The organism is Acidocella sp. (assembly GCF_036489515.1).
GTDB lineage: Bacteria > Pseudomonadota > Alphaproteobacteria > Acetobacterales > Acetobacteraceae > Acidocella.
This window is the reverse complement of the sequence record NZ_DASXFO010000065.1, coordinates 1-17,121: the sequence shown is the minus strand read 5'-3', so window position 1 is coordinate 17,121 and position 17,121 is coordinate 1. Positions and strand designations below refer to the sequence as shown.

The window sequence follows — 17,121 nt, the reverse complement described above, 5'->3', positions numbered from 1 at the left end:
ATGGCCCAAATTAACAAAGTTTTTTTGCTACTTTTTGTTCACAAAAAGTAGCCTTCCCTTCCTCTCTATTCGGCGGCGAGCGTTGCCTCGACATCGTTGCGGCCGGCGAGATCGGCGATTGCCGCCGTTACGCCGCCCGGCTTGTGTGGCACGCCGGCGGCGGACAGGCCGCGCTCGATTCCCGCCAGTGCGCCGAGCAGCACCACCTCGTTGCAATCGCCGAGATGGCCGATGCGGAACACTTTGCCGGCCAGCTTGGCCAGACCGGTGCCGAGCGAGAGGTTGCACGTTTCCAGCGTGATCTTGCGGAAGCGGTCGGCGTCGTGGCCTTCGGGCATCAGCGCCGCGGTCAGCACCGGCGAGTATTCGGACGGCTCGACGCAGAGCACTTCGAGCCCCCAGGCGCGCACGGCGGCGCGGGTGGCGGCGGCCAGGCGGTGGTGGCGGCGGAACACCTGGTCCAGCCCTTCCTCCTGGAGCATGGCGAGGGCTTCCTGCAGGCCGTAGAGCAGCGTGGTCGCGGGGGTGTAGGGGAAGAAGCCGCTGGCGTTGGGCTTCAGCATTTCTTCCCAGTCCCAATAGGAACGCGGCATCTTGTTGGTTTTGGCGGCCGCGCGCGCCTTCTCGGAGATGGCGTTGAAGCCGAGGCCCGGCGGCAGCATCAGGCCTTTTTGCGAGCAGCTGACGGTGACATCCACGCCCCATTCGTCATGGCGGAAATCCACCGAGCCGAGCGAGGAGATGGTGTCCACCAGGAACAGCGCCGGGTGTTTGGCATTGTCGATCGCCTTGCGAATCGCGCCGATGCGGCTGGTGGCCCCGGTGGAGGTCTCGTTATGCACGACCATCACGGCCTTGAAGCTGTGCGTCTTGTCCTCGGCGAGCTTCGCCTCGATCGCCGCCGCATCGGCGCCGCGGCGCCAGTCACCGGGCAGAAACTCGACCTCGAGCCCAAAGCGCTTGGCCATCTGCTGCCACAGCGTGGCGAAATGCCCGGTCTCGCACATCAGCACCTTGTCGCCGGGCGAGAGCGTGTTGACGATCGCCGCCTCCCAGGCGCCGGTGCCCGAGGAGGGGAAAATGATGACGGGCTGTTTCGTCTTGAACACAAGCTGGCAGCCCGCCAGCACGTCCTGGCCGAGCTTCTGGAAGGTCGGACCGCGATGGTCGATGACCTGCCGGTCCATGGCGCGCATGACGCGCTCAGGCACCGGGCTCGGACCCGGAATTTGCAGAAAATGTTGGCCCTGTGAATGGCTCATGGTTTCTCCCTTGCGGAGTTGGTGGTGGCGCTCGCCACATAATGCATTTAATCGTCAAAAAAGAAAGCTAATTTTGCATTCAATTATAAATGGTTCTGATCGACGCAAAGCAAGAATCCAGTTATAAAACGCCATGTCCGACACAAAAATTCTGCCGCTGAACGATTCGCTCGCAGAAATCACCGCCCCACCGGCGGCAACGCGCGCCGAACCGTCCAAAGCCTCGCTGCACGACGAGGTTCTGGCGCGGCTGCGCGACTATATCGTCGAGGGCAATCTGAGCGATGGCGCACGGATCCCCGAGCGGGAGCTTTGCACGCAATTTGGCGTCTCCCGCACGCCGTTGCGCGAGGCACTGAAAGTTCTGGCCTCGGAAGGGCTGGTCGACCTGCTGCCCAACCGCGGCGCGCGGGTGCGGGCGCTCCGGGCCGAGGACTATAAGGAACTCTTCGACGTGATGGGCGGGCTCGAAGCACTCGCCGGGCGGCTCGCCTGCGAATCGATGAGCCAGGCGCAATACGCCGAAATCGAGGCTCTGCATCACGAAATGTACGGCTTCTACCTGCGCCGCGACCTGCACGAGTATTTCCGCTCCAACCAGGAAATCCACCAGAAGATTGTCGACGCCGCCGGCAACCGCGCCCTCACCGGCATGTACGCCACCGTCGCCGGACAAATCAGGCGGCTGCGCTACGCCGCCAATCTCGACGCCAAGCGCGACCGCTGGGCCGAAGCGGTGCGCGAACACGAAGCCATCCTCGACGCCCTGCGCCGCCGCGCCGGCGCGGAGCTGAGCGACATCCTGTTCAAGCACTTACGCAACAAGCAGATCGCCGCGCGGGAGAGCGTTAGCGAGTAGGAAGAAAGCAGCCGCTTTTTGAAAAAAGCGGCGCAAAAACTTCTGGCTATGCTGGGCTATGGGCGTTGTCACGGACAACGCCCATAGCCCAGCATAATAAAGTTTTTTTGCTACTTTTTGTTCACAAAAAGTAGCCTTCCCTTGCTTAGGCAGGGATAAACGGCCCAACCAGGCCGGAGGCTTCGGCCATGGCCCGGCTTTCGGCGATCGCTGCGCTCACGGCCAAGGCCGCCTCCAGCGCGCGCCGGCCAGCTTCGGCGTCCACCACCACCGGCGCGCCGTCCAGCACCGAGGCAAAGAAGGCCTCATGTTCGGCGGCGAGCGCGTCGTGGTCCTGCCAGCCGGCCTGCTCGATCCCGAATTCCTCGAAGCCCGGCAGCTTCATGCCGATATCGCGCCCCACCAGGCTGAGTTTGCGCGCCGCGAAATCCACGGAGAGATAGCCGGTGCGCGAAAAAATCCGCATCTTGCGCTCGGTCTTCAGCGAGATGCGGCTGGCGGTGATGGTCGCCACCGCGCCGTTGGTGAAGCGGATGCGGGCATTGGCGATGTCGTCATGGGCGCTGGCCACCGGCGCGCCCACCGCGTCGACATGCAGGATCGGCGCATCGGTCAGCGCCAGGATCAGGTCGAGATCGTGGATCATCAGGTCAAGGATCACCGACACATCGGTGCCGCGCGGCTTGAACGGGGCGATGCGCACCGCCTCGATGTAAAGCGGCGTGCCCATGCGCGCGGTAAGCGCGCCATGCGCCGCCGAAAACCGCTCCAGATGGCCGACCTGCAGCACCAGCCCTGTCTCGGCCGCGATGCCGGCCAGTTCCACCGCCTGGTCCAGGGTCGCGGCGATCGGCTTTTCCACCAGCACGTGCTTGCCGGCACGCAAGGCGCGCGCGGTCAGGTCGAAATGGAATTCCGCCGGGGCGGCGATGATGATCGCGTCCGCGGCCGCCAGCAGCTCGTCGACGCTGCGCACCGGGCAGCCAGCCTCCCAGGCCACGGCTTTGGCGCGCTCGGCATCCGGGTCGGCCAGGCCGACCAGTTTGGCGCGCGTGGCCCCCGCCAGTTTCAGCGCATGGTAGCGGCCGAAATGCCCCGCCCCGATCAATCCGACGTTCAAGCGTTGTGCCATGATATGCTGGTATCGCCAGCCGGGGTTGCGCGCAACCGGGAGCGCGGCCATACCGCAGACGTTTCCAAGAGTTGCGGAGCCAACGTGCTGTATTTTACGCGTGCCAAGAGTTTAGGGATCATGCTGCTCTGCGCGCTCGGCATTCTGCTGAGCCTGCCGAATCTGGCGACCCGGCCTGGAGGTTTGCCCAGCTTCCTGCCCTGGACCCAGGTGCATCTCGGCCTCGACCTGCGCGGCGGCAGCTATCTGCTCCTGCAGATCGATTTCGCTTCGGTCGAGAAGCAGGAGCTGAACTCCTTGGTCGACCAGGCGCGTCAGTCCATGCGCGGCGCCGGACTCGGCTATACTGAGCTGCACGCCGATCCCGCCAATCACCGCGTCGAGGTTAGCCTACTGAACGCCGGGGATGCCTCCGCGGCACAGGCGGCGCTGGGCAAGCTCGTCACTTACAACCCCAATAGCGGCCTCGCCGAACTCGACGTCACCACCGCCGGCACCACCGCCTATCTCACCATACCGCAAACGGCGCTGATCGCCCGCGAATCGCAGGCGGTGCAGCAATCCATCACCATCATCCAGCGCCGCATCGACGCCTCGGGCGTGCTCAACCCGACCATTGCCCGGCAGGGAACCGACGAGATCGTCGTGCAGCTGCCCGGCATTTCCGACCCTGAGCGCATCCGCACGCTGATCGGCACCACCGCGCACATGACCTTCCAGATGGTCGACCCGAACGCGGCACCCGGACCCAACGTGCCGCTCGGCGACGAGCAGCTGCCGATGGCCAGCGACCCGACGCAGACCATGGACGTGTTCTCCAACGTCGCCGTGGACGGCGCCAGCCTGGAAGACGCCCAGGCCTCCACCGACCCGCAGACCGGGCAATGGGTCGTGAATTTCACCCTAAACTCGGTCGGCGCCCGCGAATTCGCCGATGTCACCACCGCCAATGTCGGCAAGTTGTTCGCCATCGTGCTCGACGGCAAGATCATCGAGGCGCCGGTCATCCAGGAGCCGATCACCGGCGGCAGCGGCATGATCAACGGCAATTTCACCGCGCAGTCGGCGACCAACCTCGCGCTGCTGCTGCGCGCCGGCGCCCTGCCCGCGCCGCTGAACATCGTCGAGGAGCAGAGCGTGGGGCCGGAACTCGGCGCCGATGCGATCCGCGACGGCGCGCTCTCGCTCGGCGCCGGGTTCATCCTGGTGCTCTGCTTCATGGGCCTGTTCTACGGCCTGTTCGGCTGGTTCGCGAACGTCGCGCTGGTGATGAACCTCGTGATCATGCTGGCGATCCTCTCCGCCATGGGCGCCACGCTGACCCTGCCCGGCATGGCCGGCATCCTGCTCACGCTCGGCATGGCGGTGGACGCCAACGTGCTCATCAACGAGCGCGTGCGCGAGGAGGTGAAGGCCGGCCGCAAGCCCCTCGCCGCCCTCGAAGCCGGCTACAAGCGCGCTTACGGCACGATCATCGACAGTAACGTGACGACGCTGCTGGCTCACATCACCCTGTTCATCTTCGGCTCGCCGCCGGTGCGCGGCTTCGCCGTGACCATCTGCGTCGGCATCGTCACCACCATGTTCACCGCCACGGTGCTGGTGCGGTTGATCACGTCGCGCTGGTATACCGCGCGCCGCCCCTCCTCGCTCCCCGTCTGAGAGACCGATCATGTTCGTAAAACCGATGTTCCGTTTCGTTCCCGACGGGACGAAGATCCGCTTCATGAACGGCCGCTTCGCCGGGCTGATCGTCTCGGCGGTGCTGTCCAGCGCCTCGGTTCTTCTGTTCTTCTATCCCGGCCTCAACCTCGGCCTGGATTTCCGCGGCGGCGTGGTGCTCCAGGTGCAGACCCAGCAAGCCGCGGATTTTCCGCAGCTGCGCGCCGCCCTCGCCCATGCCGGGCTGGCTGACGCAGCACTTCAGAGTTTTGGCCAGGGCGGCACGGGCGTGCTGATCAGCCTGGAAAGCCGCGCCAACGCACAAGCCACGCAAACCGCCATCGCCGAGGTCGAGACCGCTTTGTCGACGGCCGCACCGGGGGCGAAAATCCTCAGCACCCAGGCGATCGGCGCCTCGGTCTCCCAGCAGCTTTTCACCCAGGGGCTGGAGGCGCTGGGCCTCAGCTTCGTGATGATCCTGGCCTATATCTGGTTCCGCTTCGAATGGCAGTTCGCGGCCGGCGCGGTGACGACGCTGATCCTCGATACGACCAAGACGATCGGCTTCATGGTCATCACCCGCATCCCCTTCGACCTGGTGACCATCGCCGCGATTCTCACCATCATCGGCTATTCCACCAACGACAAGGTGGTGGTCTATGACCGGGTGCGCGAGAACCTGCGCAAATATAAATCCATGCCGCTGCGCGAGCTGATCGATTTATCCATCAATGAGACGCTGAACCGGACCCTGGGCACCTCCGGCACGGTGTTTCTGGCCGCTTTGCCGCTGGCCTTGTTCGGCGGCTCGGCTTTGTCTGGCTTCGCCTGGATCATGCTGTTCGGCATTGTCGTCGGCACTTCGTCGTCGATTTTCATCGCCGCACCGATCCTGCTGTTCCTGGGCGAGCGCAAACTGCGCCGCACTAGCGCCCTGCCAAAGGTTAAATCCACCTGACAAAGTAGTATAGGTTTCCATATTTTTATCGCATCCTTCTCGGAAAGTTGTTAATGCATAGAGTATGCGAAAATTACTCTCGTATACTCTATTTTTTAGACAAATCAGTCGATGCTTTCCGATCGGGCGCTAATCGCTTCACTGCGTGTCTATTACCAGCCGATCGTCCGGCTGGCTGATCTATGTCCCTCTTACGTCGAGGTCCTGACCCGTGCCGAGGCCGGCGACGGCACGGTGGGGTCTGACGCCGTCATCCATGCGATGAACGGGGCCGAACGCTCGATGCACCTCACCAGCTGCATCATGCGCCACGCCTTGGCGGAGTATGACGCCTTCCATTTCGGCCGCTCCAACCTGTCGATCGCCTTCAACCTGCCCCTCGATGCCATGCTCCACCCGCAGCTGATGGCCCAGATCGAGGCTGTACGGGCGCAGTCCGCCCTGGCCGCGCAGAACATCCGTTTCGAGCTGACCGAACAGCAGCCGGTGCGCGACCTGCAGGCCGCCGGCGCGGCGATCACCGCCCTGCGCAGCGCCCGCTACGGGCTGGCACTCGACGACATCACGCCGGAAACCCCGAACCTGCCGGCGCTGATGGCAATGCCGATCCGCGCCGTGAAACTCGACCGGAGCGTGGTCGTCAGCACCGCCGGCGGCGACGAGGATTTCATCCGCGACATCGTCGCCCAGGCCACAGCCAACGGCCAGATGGTGATCGCCGAAGGCATCGAAACCAAGGAACTCTGCGAGCGCATGCGCCGGCTCGGCGTCACCCATGGCCAGGGCTTCCTGTTCTCGCACCCGCTCGCGGCCGAGGAGTTACAGACCTTCCTGCTGAAGCATTCCGACGGGACGCTGGAGAGCGCTTGGCGAAGGTAAGCCTACTTTTTGTGAACAAAAAGTAGCAAAAAAACTTTATTATGCTGGGCCTGGGGCGTTGTCAGCGACAACGCCCCAGGCCCAGCATCGCAAAAAATTTTTGCGCCGCTTTTTTTAAAAAGCGGCTACTTTCTTCTATCTAACCAGCCCAAACCGCCGCAGCGCGTCGCGCTGCATCATCGTCATCGCGCCCCCGCTTTCGCGCTGCACCTCGCCCGGCGGGGCCTGGATCGCCGGCGCATCGGGGGGCAGTTGCGTATCGGGTTCCAGCTCCGTCGCGCGTCCTTCGGCGGTCAGCTTCAGCAGATGCGCCAGCACATTGCGCTGCGCCGCTACCTTCAGGAAGGGATCGGTTTTCGCGTACAGGCGGGCTGCCAGTGCGGCGATGCTCCAATCCTGCTCTTCCAACTGGCGCAAGATCGTCCCCTCGCGCCGCTGCCGGTGCCCCAGCAGTTCCCGCACCAGCGTGCGCGGTTCCGGCAGCGCCGGGCCATGGCCGCTTAAATACAGCTCGTCATCCCGGTCCAGCAGCCGCTCCAGCGAACGGTAATAGGCCTGCATGTCGCCATCCGGCGGGCTGACGATCGAGGATGACCAGGACATCACGTGATCGCCGCTGAACAATATTTTGCTCCCCTCATGCGGCCGATAGGCGAAGCATAGATGGTCGGCGGCATGGCCGGGCGTGAAAAGCGCCGTCAGCCCGGCCACGCTATCGCCGTCGCCAAGCGGCATGTCCGGTGTGAAATCGGGCTTGGCACTGTGCTTGTAGGCATAGACCGGCGCACCGGCCGCCTCCTGCAACGCCGCCACCGCGCCAAAATGGTCGCGATGCGTGTGCGTGAGCAGAATACGGCGGATCGGCACGTCCCCCGCCCCGGCGAGAATCTCCTGCACATGCTGCGCGTCTTCCGGTCCGGGGTCGAGCACGGTCAGTCCGTCCCCCGCGTCGATGAGGTAGGTGTTGGTGCCCTGATAGGTCATGACACTGGGGTTGCGGGCGACGATGCGGCGGATTCCCGGCAGCACGTCGAGGGGCACGCCGCGCGGCGGCTCGGCTTCGGTAAGGAACGGCATGAGCGCATCATGCGGAGCGCGGCGCAAGCTGTAAACGGCCGGAGTTTACCCCAGGGAATAAAGCAGCCCCAGCACCCCGAACACGCCCGCCACGCAAACAATGGCGAGCGCGGCGGCGGCCAGGCCCGGCCGATCGGAGCGGCGGCGCGGCTTGTGTGGCGCCCGGGGCATCGGCCTATGGCTGGTCTGATAATCGTTTGTATTCATGACCCTGCACCTCGAAACGACCTGCACTTCAAAACTGCGAAGTCCGCCGGTTTTCCGGCAGTTTCGCCTTGTTTCTTCACCGCAAGAATGCGCCCGAACCCGCCGAGAGCGCAAGAAAAATGCGACTCGACCATGGGGAGTGAGATCAACCACGCTTTAGACAAGAAAGAAGCCGCTTTTTGAAAAAAGCGGCGCAAAAACTTTTGGTTATGCTGGGCCATGGGCGGTGTCGGCGACAACGCCCATGGCCCAGCATAAATAAAGTTTTTTTGCTTCTTTTTGTTCACAAAAAGAAGCCTTCTCCTTCGCTCGCCTCCTGCTTCCCCCCGTAGCGCCGAGTTTGCGCCTCTGACACAAGCCTGTAGTTTGGCCGCATGACGACGGATCCGGATGCCAGCCTGCGCGCCTCCTTTAACCGGCACAGGCTGTTCGCCTCCGGCCTGCTCGTGCTGATGGCGGCGCTGACGGCGATCGGCTACGCGCTGCCCGACGGCTTCTGGTCCGGCCTGCTGCGCGACGCGGCGAAAGCCGGGTTCATCGGCGGCGTGGCGGACTGGTTCGCGGTCACCGCTTTGTTCCGCCATCCGCTCGGCCTGCCGATCCCGCACACCGCGATCCTGCCGGCGCAGAAGGAACGCCTGGGCAATGCGCTCGGCCGTTTCGTCGCCAACCATGTGTTCACCGAGGCGGATATCCGCAAGTTTCTGACGACCCTCGATTCGCCGGGCATCCTGCAGCGCTTCCTGGCCGATCCGGCGGCGACGCATCCGGCCGCCGAAGCTCTGGCGGGGATGCTGCCGAAACTGCTGGCGACCATCGAGGATGGCCGTGCCCGACGTCTGCTGGCGCGCCTGCTGCCGCGCCTGATCGGCGGTCGCGCCGGCGGGGTGGTGGTGGCACGGGTCTTGGCCGGGCTCGTCGAAGGCGGCCGGCACCAGGAGGTTTTCTCATTCATTCTCAATCAGTTGAAAGACACTCTTTCAGCGCAGGAGGAACCCCTGCGCGAGGCGATCAAGGAGCGTGTGCGTGAACAGGGCGGCCGTCTGGTCGGCTGGGCGATCGGCGCCAACGTCGCCTCCCGCGTGCTGAGCGCGGTCAACCAGGAGCTGGACCGCGTCAGCCCGGACAGTTCCGAGATGCGCGACGCGTTCGACGAATGGGCCCGCCGGGAGATCGCAAAACTCGAGACCGACCCGGCGCGCGCCACCGAGCTCGGCCACTCGCTCCAGGGCATTCTCGCGCATGACACGGTCAAGGCCTGGGCCTGGGATGTGTGGGCCCGGCTGCGCCGCGCGCTGGAGGAGGATGCCATGAGGCCGCATGGCCGCACCGTCGCGGTGATCGAATCGGCGCTGGCCAGCCTCGGCGAGGTTTTGGGGCGCGACGAGATGGCGCGTGCCCGGGTCAACGGCACGGTGGAGCGGCTGGTCGTCAATTTGCTGCCTGCGGCGCAGACCCAGGTGGCGGACTTCATCGGCCAGGTGATCGGCGCCTGGGACGCCGCGACCATCACCGAGAAACTGGAGCTGCGCGTCGGCAAAGACCTGCAATATATCCGCGTCAACGGCACGCTGGTCGGCTTCCTGCTCGGCGCGCTGATCAGTCTTTTGCTCCTGGCGCTGCCGGGGCATGGCCATTAAAGCGAAGGGAAGGCTACTTTTTGTGAACAAAAAGTAGCAAAAAAACTTTGTTATGCTGGGTCATGGGCGTTGTCGGCGACAACGCCCATGACCCAGCATAACAAAAGTTTTTGCGCCGCTTTTTTCAAAAAGCGGCCTCTTTTAACCACCAAGGATTCGCCGACAAGATGCACATTCATATCCACAACGAGCTGGACAAATTCGACAAGCCGATGGACCACGCCGAGTGGGACGCCGCCGGCATTTCCGGGCACCGCGTCACCATCGGCAGCACGGGTGCGGACTTTCTCGCCCAGGCGGAGACCGTCGAGGCGCTCATCGCGCCGACGCGGGGGATGAAGAAGCTCGATCTGTTCGCGGCGCCGAAATTGCGCCTGCTGCAGCTCACCTCCGCCGGGATGGACAGCCTGCAGCCCTTCGACCGCATCCCGCCCGAAGTGGTGATCATGAACAATCGCGGCGCACATAGCGACAAAGCCGGCGAATACGCGCTGATGGCGATCCTGATGCTGGTGAACGCCATGCCGCGCATGGCCAAGGCACAGCGCGAACAGCATTGGCACCACGAGCTGTGCGGCGTCGCCAAAAACCACCGGCTGACCGTGGTGGGCCTGGGCAGCCTGGGCGGCGCCGCGGCAATGCAGGCCAGCCGCCTTGGCATGCAGGTCACCGGCGTAAGCCGCTCCGGCGCGCCGCACCCGCATTGCGCCCGCACCCTGACCACGGCGGACCTCGACGCGGTTCTCCCCGAAACCGATATTCTGCTCCTGGCCTGCCCGCTGACGCCCGATACGCGCAACCTGCTGTCCGCCGAACGGATCACAAAACTGCCTAAGGGGGCGGGCGTCATCAATATCGGCCGGGGGCGACTGGTGGACGAGGAGGCGCTGCTCGACGCGCTCGAGGCCGAAACACTCGGCGGGGCGATCCTCGACGTGTTTCACACCGAGCCGCTGCCGCCGGGCCACCGCGCCTGGACCACGAAAAACCTGATCATCACGCCGCATATGTCGTCGGACGATCCCGCCACCTACAACACGCTAACGCTGCAACTCTTCAAGAAAAACCTGGCCGCGCTGGCGGCGGGCGAAAAAGCGCCGACCGCGATCGACCGCGCGTTGGGGTACTAGAAAAGGAAAGCAGCCGCTTTTTGAAAAAAGCGGCGCAAAAACTTCTTTTATGCTGGGCCAGGGGCGTTGTCCCCGACAACGCCCCTGGCCCAGGTTAGCAAAGTTTTTTTGCTACTTTTTGTTCACAAAAAGTAGCCTTCACTTCCTACGCTTACGGCTTAGCCGGGCCCGTACCAGCGCCGGACGACGAAATCACCGCGCCGATTTCTGCCATGTCGGCTGTGGTGAGGGTCAGCGAAGCGGCGGCGAGCCAGCCATCCACCTGCTTGGGGCTGCGCGCGCCCACGATCGCGGCGGTCACACCCGGCCAAGCCAGCGTCCAGGCCACGGCCACGGACGCGGTGGAGACGTCGTAGCGCGCCGCCACCTTCGCCATCGCCACGGCGACGGCGAGGTTCTTGTCGAGATTCTCGGTGAACTCGGCATTGCGCGAGCGCCAGTCGTTCTTCGGCAGAGCGGCGACGCGTTCCTTGCTGAAGGCGCCGGTCAGCAGGCCGGCCTGCATCGGGCTGTACACGATCACGCCGGTGTCGTGCTTGTGGCACCAGGCCAGCTCCTTGTCGCCGACTTCGCGCTTGATGGCGGAGAAAGGCGGCTGCAGCGTGTCGACATGGCCGAGCTTCTCGGCCGCCGTGAGCTGCTCGACATTGTGATTGGAGAGGCCGGCGGCGCGGATCTTGCCTTCCTTCTTAAGGTCCAGCAGCACCTGCCAGTATTCCTCGATCGTGGTGCCGTCATTGGTCGGCCAGTGCATCTGGTACAGGTCGATCTGCTCAACCTCCAGGCGCTTCAGCGACTCTTCGACTTCCCGGCGGATGCTGGCGGGGGCGCCGATGCGCTTGGGCAGCTCGTTCGGGTTGGCCTTGTCGCCGATCAGGCCGCATTTGGTGAAAATGAACGGGCGCTCCGATTTGGGAATGTCGCGCATCGCTGCCGCCACGACCTCTTCCGACCGGCCGAGGCCGTAGATCGCCGCGGTGTCGATCCAGTTCACGCCGCGTGCGACGGCATGCTGGATCGCCTGGATGGAATCCTTATCCTCCTGGTCGCCCCAGCCAACCGCCCAATCGCCGCCGCCAATGGCCCAAGAGCCGAAGCCCACCCGGGTGATGTTCATACCGGTCTTGCCGAACGGCACAGTCGGCAGGCTCGTCTTCATGCTCATTAATCTCTCCTTGAACTAAGGTTCGCGTTATTTAGGCATTACAGCGATATTTCCAACCCGCAAAACGCAGCCATGCGCTGCTTGTGAGCGGCCTCGGCTTTGGAGTATGGGATGGCCCATGACGCGCACGAAATCGATCCTCTCCACGCTGTTTTTCCTCGCCCCCAGCTTGGCTCTTGCCGCAGGCGGGCCGACCGCTCTGGGGCCGAATGGCGGCAAGTTCGGCGACTGGACGGCCGCCACCTATGGCAGCGGCGCGGACAAGGCCTGCTACGCCTTCACCAACGCCATGCACTCCGATCCGGCGATCGCCAAACGCGGCGCGGTAATGCTGACCGTGACCGAGCGCCGCGGCGTGCATGACGAGGTGACGCTGACCGCCGGCTACCCCTATCCCAAGGATGCCAAGGTAAGCATCAGCGTGAACGGCCACGCGATGGATTTCTACACCCAGGGCGACACCGCCTTCACCGCTGACGGCCCCGGCGCGGTCGCTGCCTTCCGCAACGGCGCTTCCGCGCAGGCCCAAGGCTCCACGCCGCACGGCCATATGGTGACCGACGATTTCTCGCTGGCCGGTTTTTCGGGCGCCTATAGCGCGATCAGCAGCGCATGCTCGTAACCGAGCTCACCGCCACCGAACGCGAACGGATCCTCGCCAAGGCGGCCTTGTTCGCGCCGCCGGCCAATGTGCTGCCGGACGGGCGACGCGACCTGGTGGGGCTGTCACGCGAAGAACTCGCGGACGAAATGGCAAAGGCGGGCGAAAAACCCTTCCGCGCCAAGCAGCTCTGGCATTGGATCTATCACCAGGGCGTGCGCGAATTTTCGGCGATGAGCACCATCGCCCGGCCGCTGCAGGAAAAGCTTGCGGAAAAATTCGTCATCAGCCGGCCGGAGGTGGCCGCGGACCAGCTGTCGCAGGACGAGACCCGCAAATTCCTGTTCCGCTTCCGTGATCACGAGGCAGTGGAAACCGTCTACATCCCCGACCCGGTGGAAGATCGCGGCGCCGTCTGCATCTCCTCGCAGGTTGGCTGCACCCTCTCCTGCCGCTTCTGCCATACCGGCACGCAACGCCTGGCGCGTAACCTCTCGGCGGCGGAGATCGTCGGCCAGTTCATGGCCGCGCGCGACGCCTATAGCGAATGGCCTAGCCCCAAGGGCGAGACCCCGCGTTTGCTCTCCACCATCGTGCTGATGGGCATGGGCGAGCCGCTGTACAATTATGAAAACGTCGCGAAAGCGATGAAAATCATCATGGACGGTGAAGGCATCGCGCTGTCGCGGCGGCGCATCACTCTGTCCACCTCCGGCGTGGTGCCGATGATGGACAAGGCCGGTGAGGAGCTGGGCGTGAACCTCGCGGTCTCGCTGCATGCCGTGCGCGACGAGCTGCGCGACGAACTTGTGCCGCTCAACCGCAAATACCCGATCGCCGAGCTGATCGCCGCCTGCCGCCGCTACCCCGCCGCCTCGAACGCGCGGCGCATCACCTTCGAATATGTGATGCTGAAGGACCTGAACGATTCCGAGGCCGATGCGCGGGCGCTGGTGAAGCTCATCGCCGGGCTGCCGGCGAAGGTGAACCTGATCCCGTTCAACCCCTGGCCCGGCAGCACCTACGAGACGAGCACGCCAGCGGCGATCCGCAAATTCGCCGACATCGTGATGGACGCCGGCTACGCCGCGCCGGTGCGCACCCCGCGCGGCCAGGATATTCTGGCGGCTTGCGGGCAGCTCAAATCCGCCGTTCAGCCGCAGGCTTAAGGCAAGGGAAGGCCTACTTTTTGTGAACAAAAAGTAGCAAAAAAACTTTGTTATGCTGGGCCATGGGCGGTGTCCCCGACAACGCCCACGGCCCAGCATAACAAAAATTTTTGCGTCGCTTTTTTTAAAAAGCGGCCACTTTCTTTTTTAGCTGGCGAGTGCGGCCCGTAGCGTCGCGGCGGCCTCGCCTTCGATCACGCCGAAACGGATCAGCAGGTCGATCAGCACCAGGGCGACGTTGAATTTGAAATCATCGGTGGTGGCGAGGACTTCCAGCACGCGGGGTAGGGACCAGAGCTCGAAATGCTCGACCTCGCCGTCGGCCGGATGCGGATGGAAATCTTCCGGCAGTTCCAGGTCGTAGACATAGACCACGTCCCGCCGCAGCCCTTCCTCGCGTTCCATGTTATAGGAGAAGCGGGCGACCTGCCGGGCGTTGCGGGTCACGGCCTCGGGCAGGGAGGCTTCCTCTTCGCCTTCCTTGAGCAGGGTCTCGAACGGCGAGAGCCCGGCCGGCACGCCGCCCGCTACCAGATTGTCGAGCTTGCCCGGGTCGAGTTTCTTGTCGGCGGCGCGCTTGCCGATCCAGACATGCCAGCCATCGGCGCGGCGGAGCAGGCCGTTGAGGTGCACGCCGACGCCGATCACCCCGAAGCTGGGCAGGGCGCCGCGGTCCAGCAGGCCGAGCACGGCGCTGTCGGCGGCCTCCCGGATGTCGAAATTTTCGTGACGCGGCGGAATGCCCAGCGAGGCGGCCAGCTGGTTGAGTTTCGGCAGCAGCGCCAGCGGCATCGTCACCGTGTCCGCCGTTACGGTGATGCCGGGCTCGAGCGCCGCCAGTCTGGCCGCCAGTTCGGGATGCAGAAAACCGATCTGGTGCGGGCCAGCGCGGAAAACGAGCCGGTCGCCGGGTAGATCGGCGCTGTGAACAGCTGCGATGTGGTGAAGGAGCTTTGCAAGCGGCGAGTCTAGTGCCATGTCGCAGACATGACCCGTTCCGCCGCCTCTGCCAACCCCCATGCGGGGCCGAAAACCGCTGCCGCCAAACCATCGCGCGGCTCCTGGGCCACCATCTTGTCGCTGGCCCCCTATCTATGGCCGAAAAACGAGCCGGGGCTGCGGGCACGGCTGGTGCTGGCCAGCCTCGCCATGCTGCTGGCCAAGGTGGCGACGGTCTATGTGCCGATCCTGTATTCCCACTCGATCGATCATCTGACCCCGAAAGTCGGGCCGCTGATGGTGCCGGCGGCGATCATCGTGGCTTACGCGCTGGTGCGCATCGCCGCGGCCGGGTTCGGCGAACTGCGCGACGCGATTTTCGCCGCGGTGCAGATGCGCGCCTCGCGCGTCGTCGCCCGCCAGACCTTTGAACATCTGCATGGCTTGGCGATGCGGTTCCATCTGGACCGGCAGACCGGCGGGCTCTCCAACATCATCCTGCGCGGGACGCTGGGCATCCAGAACGTGCTGCGCATGGCGACGTTCAACATTCTGCCCACCATCATCGAGCTCCTGCTGACCGTCGGCGTGCTCTGGCATCTGTTCAACGCCTGGTACGCGATCATCACCTTTGCCGCGGTTGGCATGTATATGGTGTTCACCTTCACCTTCACCGCCTGGCGCACGAAATTCCGCCGGACCATGAACGAGACCGATAACGAGGCGCAGACCAAGGCGATCGACAGCCTGCTGAATTTCGAAACGGTCAAATATTTCGGGAATGAAGCTCACGAGTCCCGGCGTTATGACGAGAGCCTGGCACGGTTTGAGAAAGCCTCGGTGAAATCCCAGGTGTCCTTGAACATGCTCAACATCGGCCAGGCGACGATCATTTCGCTCGCGCTGGCGGTGATGATGCTGATGGCGGCGCGCGGGGTGGTGCATCACACCATGACGGTCGGCCAGTTCGTGCTGGTGAATACCTATCTCATGCAGCTCTACGTGCCGCTCAACTTCCTGGGCTTCGTCTACCTGCAGGTGAATCAAGGGCTGATCGACATGGAGCAGATGTTTTCGCTGCTGCGCGTCAACCGGGAAGTCACCGATCAGCCGGGCGCGAAAACTCTCGCACCACAGGGGGCGCCGTCGGAAGTGCGCTTCGAGAACGTGCATTTCGGCTACAATCCCGATCGCGAGATCCTCAAAGGGGTCAGCTTCAGCGTGCCGGCTGGGCATAAGGTGGCGATCGTCGGGCCGACCGGCTCGGGCAAATCCACGATCAGCCGGCTGCTGTTCCGTTTCTATGACACGGTGTCGGGCCAGGTCCTGGTGGATGGCGTGGATGTGCACGACTACACGCAGCATTCCCTGCGCGGCGCCATCGGCGTGGTGCCGCAGGATACCGTGCTGTTCAACGACACGATCCTTTACAACATTTCCTACGGCCGCCCCGGGGCGAGTGTGGAAGAGATCGAGCGGGCGGCGCGCTTTGCGCAGATCCACGATTTCATCGTCTCGCTGCCGCAGGGCTACCAGACCAAGGTGGGCGAACGCGGCTTGAAGCTTTCAGGCGGCGAGAAGCAGCGCGTGGCGATCGCCCGCACCATCCTGAAGAACCCGCGAATCCTGATCCTGGACGAGGCGACCAGCGCGCTGGACACCGCCACCGAGCAGGAGATCGGCTCGGCGCTGCGCCGGGTGGCTTTCGACCGTACGACTCTGGTGATCGCGCACCGGCTCTCCACCGTCACCGATGCGGATGAAATCCTGGTGCTGAAGGGCGGCGAGATCGCCGAGCGCGGCAGCCATGCGGCGCTGCTGGAGGCAGGTGGGGTCTATGCCGGCATGTGGGCGGCGCAGGTCGAGCTGGACGAGGCGGCGGATATTGCCGGGGCCGATGCCGTGGCGCTGCTAAAATCCGTCTCCGAGGTCACGGAATAATCTTGCCACGGGTGGTAAGGGCCGGAAGAACAACCAGATAGATAGATAAAGAGGCTTTAGTGGAATCGACTATGGAAGACAGACAAGCGCCGCCGGAACGGGACCTGAACCTTGCCGGATCGGTGGTGGACAAGGCGATTGAATATATGATGGGGCAGAATGTCAGCGCGCTGGCGATCGCCTCGGCGTTGCTGGGCGGTGCGATGGGCCTGCTCAGCCGCACGCTCCCGGACGACGTGATCGTGCAGATCCTGAACAACGCGATCGAAAGCGTCGAATCAGGCGAAATGCACGACAAAGCCGGCAAGGATCACGCCGGCGAGGCTTGACCAGCCGGGGCGTTCTGGCCCATAAGGCCTGAAATTTCGGGCTGGCCCCTGCCAGCCCGCTTTGCGTTTATTGCGTCGTTTGAGGATAGAGCTATGGCCCGCCGTTGTGACCTGACCGGAAAGACCGTGCAAGCTGGCAATAATGTCAGCCATGCGAACAACAAGACCCGC

The 17,121-nt window shown here is 64.0% G+C and carries 19 protein-coding genes; 12 read left to right on the top strand and 7 right to left on the bottom strand.

What is annotated here, in order from left to right; translation table 11 throughout:
* Positions 1 to 65: 65 nt before the first annotated feature.
* Positions 66 to 1,262 (bottom strand): pyridoxal-phosphate-dependent aminotransferase family protein, encoded by a 1,197-nt coding sequence (locus VGG47_RS10285; protein ID WP_331538130.1) that lies wholly within the window; start codon positions 1,260 to 1,262, stop codon positions 66 to 68.
* On the opposite strand from VGG47_RS10285, the gene VGG47_RS15655 reads away from it, so the two are divergent.
* Entirely contained in the window at positions 1,254 to 1,304 is a 51-nt protein-coding gene (locus VGG47_RS15655) for a prepilin-type N-terminal cleavage/methylation domain-containing protein (RefSeq protein ID WP_408841879.1), read from the top strand. The genes VGG47_RS10285 and VGG47_RS15655 overlap by 9 nt on opposite strands.
* A gap of 91 nt (positions 1,305 to 1,395) precedes the next feature.
* Positions 1,396 to 2,121, top strand: coding sequence for a GntR family transcriptional regulator (locus tag VGG47_RS10280; RefSeq protein WP_331538128.1), 726 nt, complete (start codon positions 1,396 to 1,398; stop codon positions 2,119 to 2,121).
* A gap of 145 nt (positions 2,122 to 2,266) precedes the next feature.
* Here VGG47_RS10280 and VGG47_RS10275 read toward each other — a convergent pair whose 3' ends face one another.
* A complete protein-coding gene (locus VGG47_RS10275) occupies positions 2,267 to 3,253 on the bottom strand; it encodes a Gfo/Idh/MocA family protein (protein ID WP_331538205.1) in 987 nt (328 codons plus the stop codon).
* 120 nt (positions 3,254 to 3,373) lie between these two features.
* Between VGG47_RS10275 and secD the strand changes: the two genes are divergently transcribed.
* From secD to VGG47_RS10260, 3 genes are all read left to right on the top strand, one after another.
* Complete coding sequence (gene secD, locus VGG47_RS10270; RefSeq protein WP_331538203.1) at positions 3,374 to 4,915, top strand: protein translocase subunit SecD; 1,542 nt, start codon at positions 3,374 to 3,376, stop codon at positions 4,913 to 4,915.
* Positions 4,916 to 4,925: 10 nt separating this feature from the next.
* Complete coding sequence (gene secF / locus VGG47_RS10265; RefSeq protein WP_331538126.1) at positions 4,926 to 5,873, top strand: protein translocase subunit SecF; 948 nt, start codon at positions 4,926 to 4,928, stop codon at positions 5,871 to 5,873.
* 111 nt (positions 5,874 to 5,984) lie between these two features.
* A complete protein-coding gene (locus tag VGG47_RS10260; RefSeq protein ID WP_331538124.1) occupies positions 5,985 to 6,752 on the top strand; it encodes an EAL domain-containing protein in 768 nt (255 codons plus the stop codon).
* A gap of 135 nt (positions 6,753 to 6,887) precedes the next feature.
* Here the strand turns inward: VGG47_RS10260 and VGG47_RS10255 are convergent, their stop codons facing one another.
* Genes VGG47_RS10255 through VGG47_RS10245 form a run of 3 tightly spaced genes read right to left on the bottom strand, consistent with a single transcriptional unit; the run spans position 6,888 to position 8,323 of the window.
* Positions 6,888 to 7,829: an MBL fold metallo-hydrolase gene (locus VGG47_RS10255; protein WP_331538122.1), complete on the bottom strand. Its 942-nt coding sequence runs from the start codon at positions 7,827 to 7,829 to the stop codon at positions 6,888 to 6,890.
* A gap of 45 nt (positions 7,830 to 7,874) precedes the next feature.
* On the bottom strand, positions 7,875 to 8,036 hold the full coding sequence (locus VGG47_RS10250; RefSeq protein WP_331538120.1) for a hypothetical protein: 162 nt from the start codon (positions 8,034 to 8,036) through the stop codon (positions 7,875 to 7,877).
* On the bottom strand, positions 8,033 to 8,323 hold the full coding sequence (locus VGG47_RS10245; protein ID WP_331538118.1) for a hypothetical protein: 291 nt from the start codon (positions 8,321 to 8,323) through the stop codon (positions 8,033 to 8,035). Before VGG47_RS10245 ends, VGG47_RS10250 begins: the two co-directional genes overlap by 4 nt.
* Positions 8,324 to 8,410: 87 nt before the next feature.
* On the opposite strand from VGG47_RS10245, the gene VGG47_RS10240 reads away from it, so the two are divergent.
* The gene (locus VGG47_RS10240) at positions 8,411 to 9,676 is read left to right on the top strand and encodes a DUF445 domain-containing protein (protein ID WP_331538116.1); all 1,266 of its coding nucleotides are present in this window, start codon (positions 8,411 to 8,413) and stop codon (positions 9,674 to 9,676) included.
* Positions 9,677 to 9,843: 167 nt separating this feature from the next.
* Positions 9,844 to 10,806, top strand: a complete 963-nt coding sequence (locus tag VGG47_RS10235; protein ID WP_331538114.1) for a D-2-hydroxyacid dehydrogenase — start codon at positions 9,844 to 9,846, stop codon at positions 10,804 to 10,806.
* 151 nt (positions 10,807 to 10,957) lie between these two features.
* Here the strand turns inward: VGG47_RS10235 and VGG47_RS10230 are convergent, their stop codons facing one another.
* Positions 10,958 to 11,971: an aldo/keto reductase gene (locus VGG47_RS10230; RefSeq protein WP_331538112.1), complete on the bottom strand. Its 1,014-nt coding sequence runs from the start codon at positions 11,969 to 11,971 to the stop codon at positions 10,958 to 10,960.
* A 118-nt stretch (positions 11,972 to 12,089) separates the two neighbouring features.
* On the opposite strand from VGG47_RS10230, the gene VGG47_RS10225 reads away from it, so the two are divergent.
* Together VGG47_RS10225 and rlmN are read left to right on the top strand one after the other, a co-directional pair.
* A complete protein-coding gene (locus tag VGG47_RS10225; RefSeq protein WP_331538110.1) occupies positions 12,090 to 12,593 on the top strand; it encodes a hypothetical protein in 504 nt (167 codons plus the stop codon).
* Positions 12,584 to 13,741 carry a 23S rRNA (adenine(2503)-C(2))-methyltransferase RlmN gene (gene rlmN / locus VGG47_RS10220; RefSeq protein ID WP_331538108.1) on the top strand — a complete coding sequence of 386 codons (1,158 nt, stop codon included), beginning with the start codon at positions 12,584 to 12,586 and terminating at the stop codon, positions 13,739 to 13,741. The genes VGG47_RS10225 and rlmN overlap by 10 nt, the downstream gene beginning before the upstream one ends.
* A gap of 147 nt (positions 13,742 to 13,888) precedes the next feature.
* Here the strand turns inward: rlmN and VGG47_RS10215 are convergent, their stop codons facing one another.
* Complete coding sequence (locus tag VGG47_RS10215; RefSeq protein WP_331538106.1) at positions 13,889 to 14,719, bottom strand: NUDIX hydrolase; 831 nt, start codon at positions 14,717 to 14,719, stop codon at positions 13,889 to 13,891.
* A 9-nt stretch (positions 14,720 to 14,728) separates the two neighbouring features.
* On the opposite strand from VGG47_RS10215, the gene VGG47_RS10210 reads away from it, so the two are divergent.
* The 3 genes from VGG47_RS10210 to VGG47_RS10200 all read left to right on the top strand — a co-directional run.
* A complete protein-coding gene (locus VGG47_RS10210; protein ID WP_331538105.1) occupies positions 14,729 to 16,621 on the top strand; it encodes an ABCB family ABC transporter ATP-binding protein/permease in 1,893 nt (630 codons plus the stop codon).
* Between the two features lie 71 nt (positions 16,622 to 16,692).
* On the top strand, positions 16,693 to 16,950 hold the full coding sequence (locus VGG47_RS10205) for a hypothetical protein (RefSeq protein ID WP_331538103.1): 258 nt from the start codon (positions 16,693 to 16,695) through the stop codon (positions 16,948 to 16,950).
* A 93-nt stretch (positions 16,951 to 17,043) separates the two neighbouring features.
* Positions 17,044 to 17,121: large ribosomal subunit protein bL28 (locus tag VGG47_RS10200; protein WP_331538200.1), on the top strand; the 78-nt coding region annotated here is incomplete at its 3' end.

Coding starts and splice junctions, on each gene's coding strand:
- VGG47_RS10280 (WP_331538128.1), top strand. CDS start 1,396: ATGTCCGACACAAAAATTCTGCCGCTGAACGATTCGCTCGCAGAAATC.
- secF (WP_331538126.1), top strand. CDS start 4,926: ATGTTCGTAAAACCGATGTTCCGTTTCGTTCCCGACGGGACGAAGATC.
- VGG47_RS10215 (WP_331538106.1), bottom strand. CDS start 14,719: ATGGCACTAGACTCGCCGCTTGCAAAGCTCCTTCACCACATCGCAGCT.
- VGG47_RS10235 (WP_331538114.1), top strand. CDS start 9,844: ATGCACATTCATATCCACAACGAGCTGGACAAATTCGACAAGCCGATG.
- VGG47_RS10225 (WP_331538110.1), top strand. CDS start 12,090: ATGACGCGCACGAAATCGATCCTCTCCACGCTGTTTTTCCTCGCCCCC.
- VGG47_RS10285 (WP_331538130.1), bottom strand. CDS start 1,262: ATGAGCCATTCACAGGGCCAACATTTTCTGCAAATTCCGGGTCCGAGC.
- rlmN (WP_331538108.1), top strand. CDS start 12,584: ATGCTCGTAACCGAGCTCACCGCCACCGAACGCGAACGGATCCTCGCC.
- VGG47_RS10205 (WP_331538103.1), top strand. CDS start 16,693: ATGGAAGACAGACAAGCGCCGCCGGAACGGGACCTGAACCTTGCCGGA.
- VGG47_RS10275 (WP_331538205.1), bottom strand. CDS start 3,253: ATGGCACAACGCTTGAACGTCGGATTGATCGGGGCGGGGCATTTCGGC.
- secD (WP_331538203.1), top strand. CDS start 3,374: ATGCTGCTCTGCGCGCTCGGCATTCTGCTGAGCCTGCCGAATCTGGCG.
- VGG47_RS10250 (WP_331538120.1), bottom strand. CDS start 8,036: ATGAATACAAACGATTATCAGACCAGCCATAGGCCGATGCCCCGGGCG.
- VGG47_RS10255 (WP_331538122.1), bottom strand. CDS start 7,829: ATGCCGTTCCTTACCGAAGCCGAGCCGCCGCGCGGCGTGCCCCTCGAC.
- VGG47_RS10260 (WP_331538124.1), top strand. CDS start 5,985: ATGCTTTCCGATCGGGCGCTAATCGCTTCACTGCGTGTCTATTACCAG.
- VGG47_RS10210 (WP_331538105.1), top strand. CDS start 14,729: ATGACCCGTTCCGCCGCCTCTGCCAACCCCCATGCGGGGCCGAAAACC.
- VGG47_RS10230 (WP_331538112.1), bottom strand. CDS start 11,971: ATGAGCATGAAGACGAGCCTGCCGACTGTGCCGTTCGGCAAGACCGGT.
- VGG47_RS10240 (WP_331538116.1), top strand. CDS start 8,411: ATGACGACGGATCCGGATGCCAGCCTGCGCGCCTCCTTTAACCGGCAC.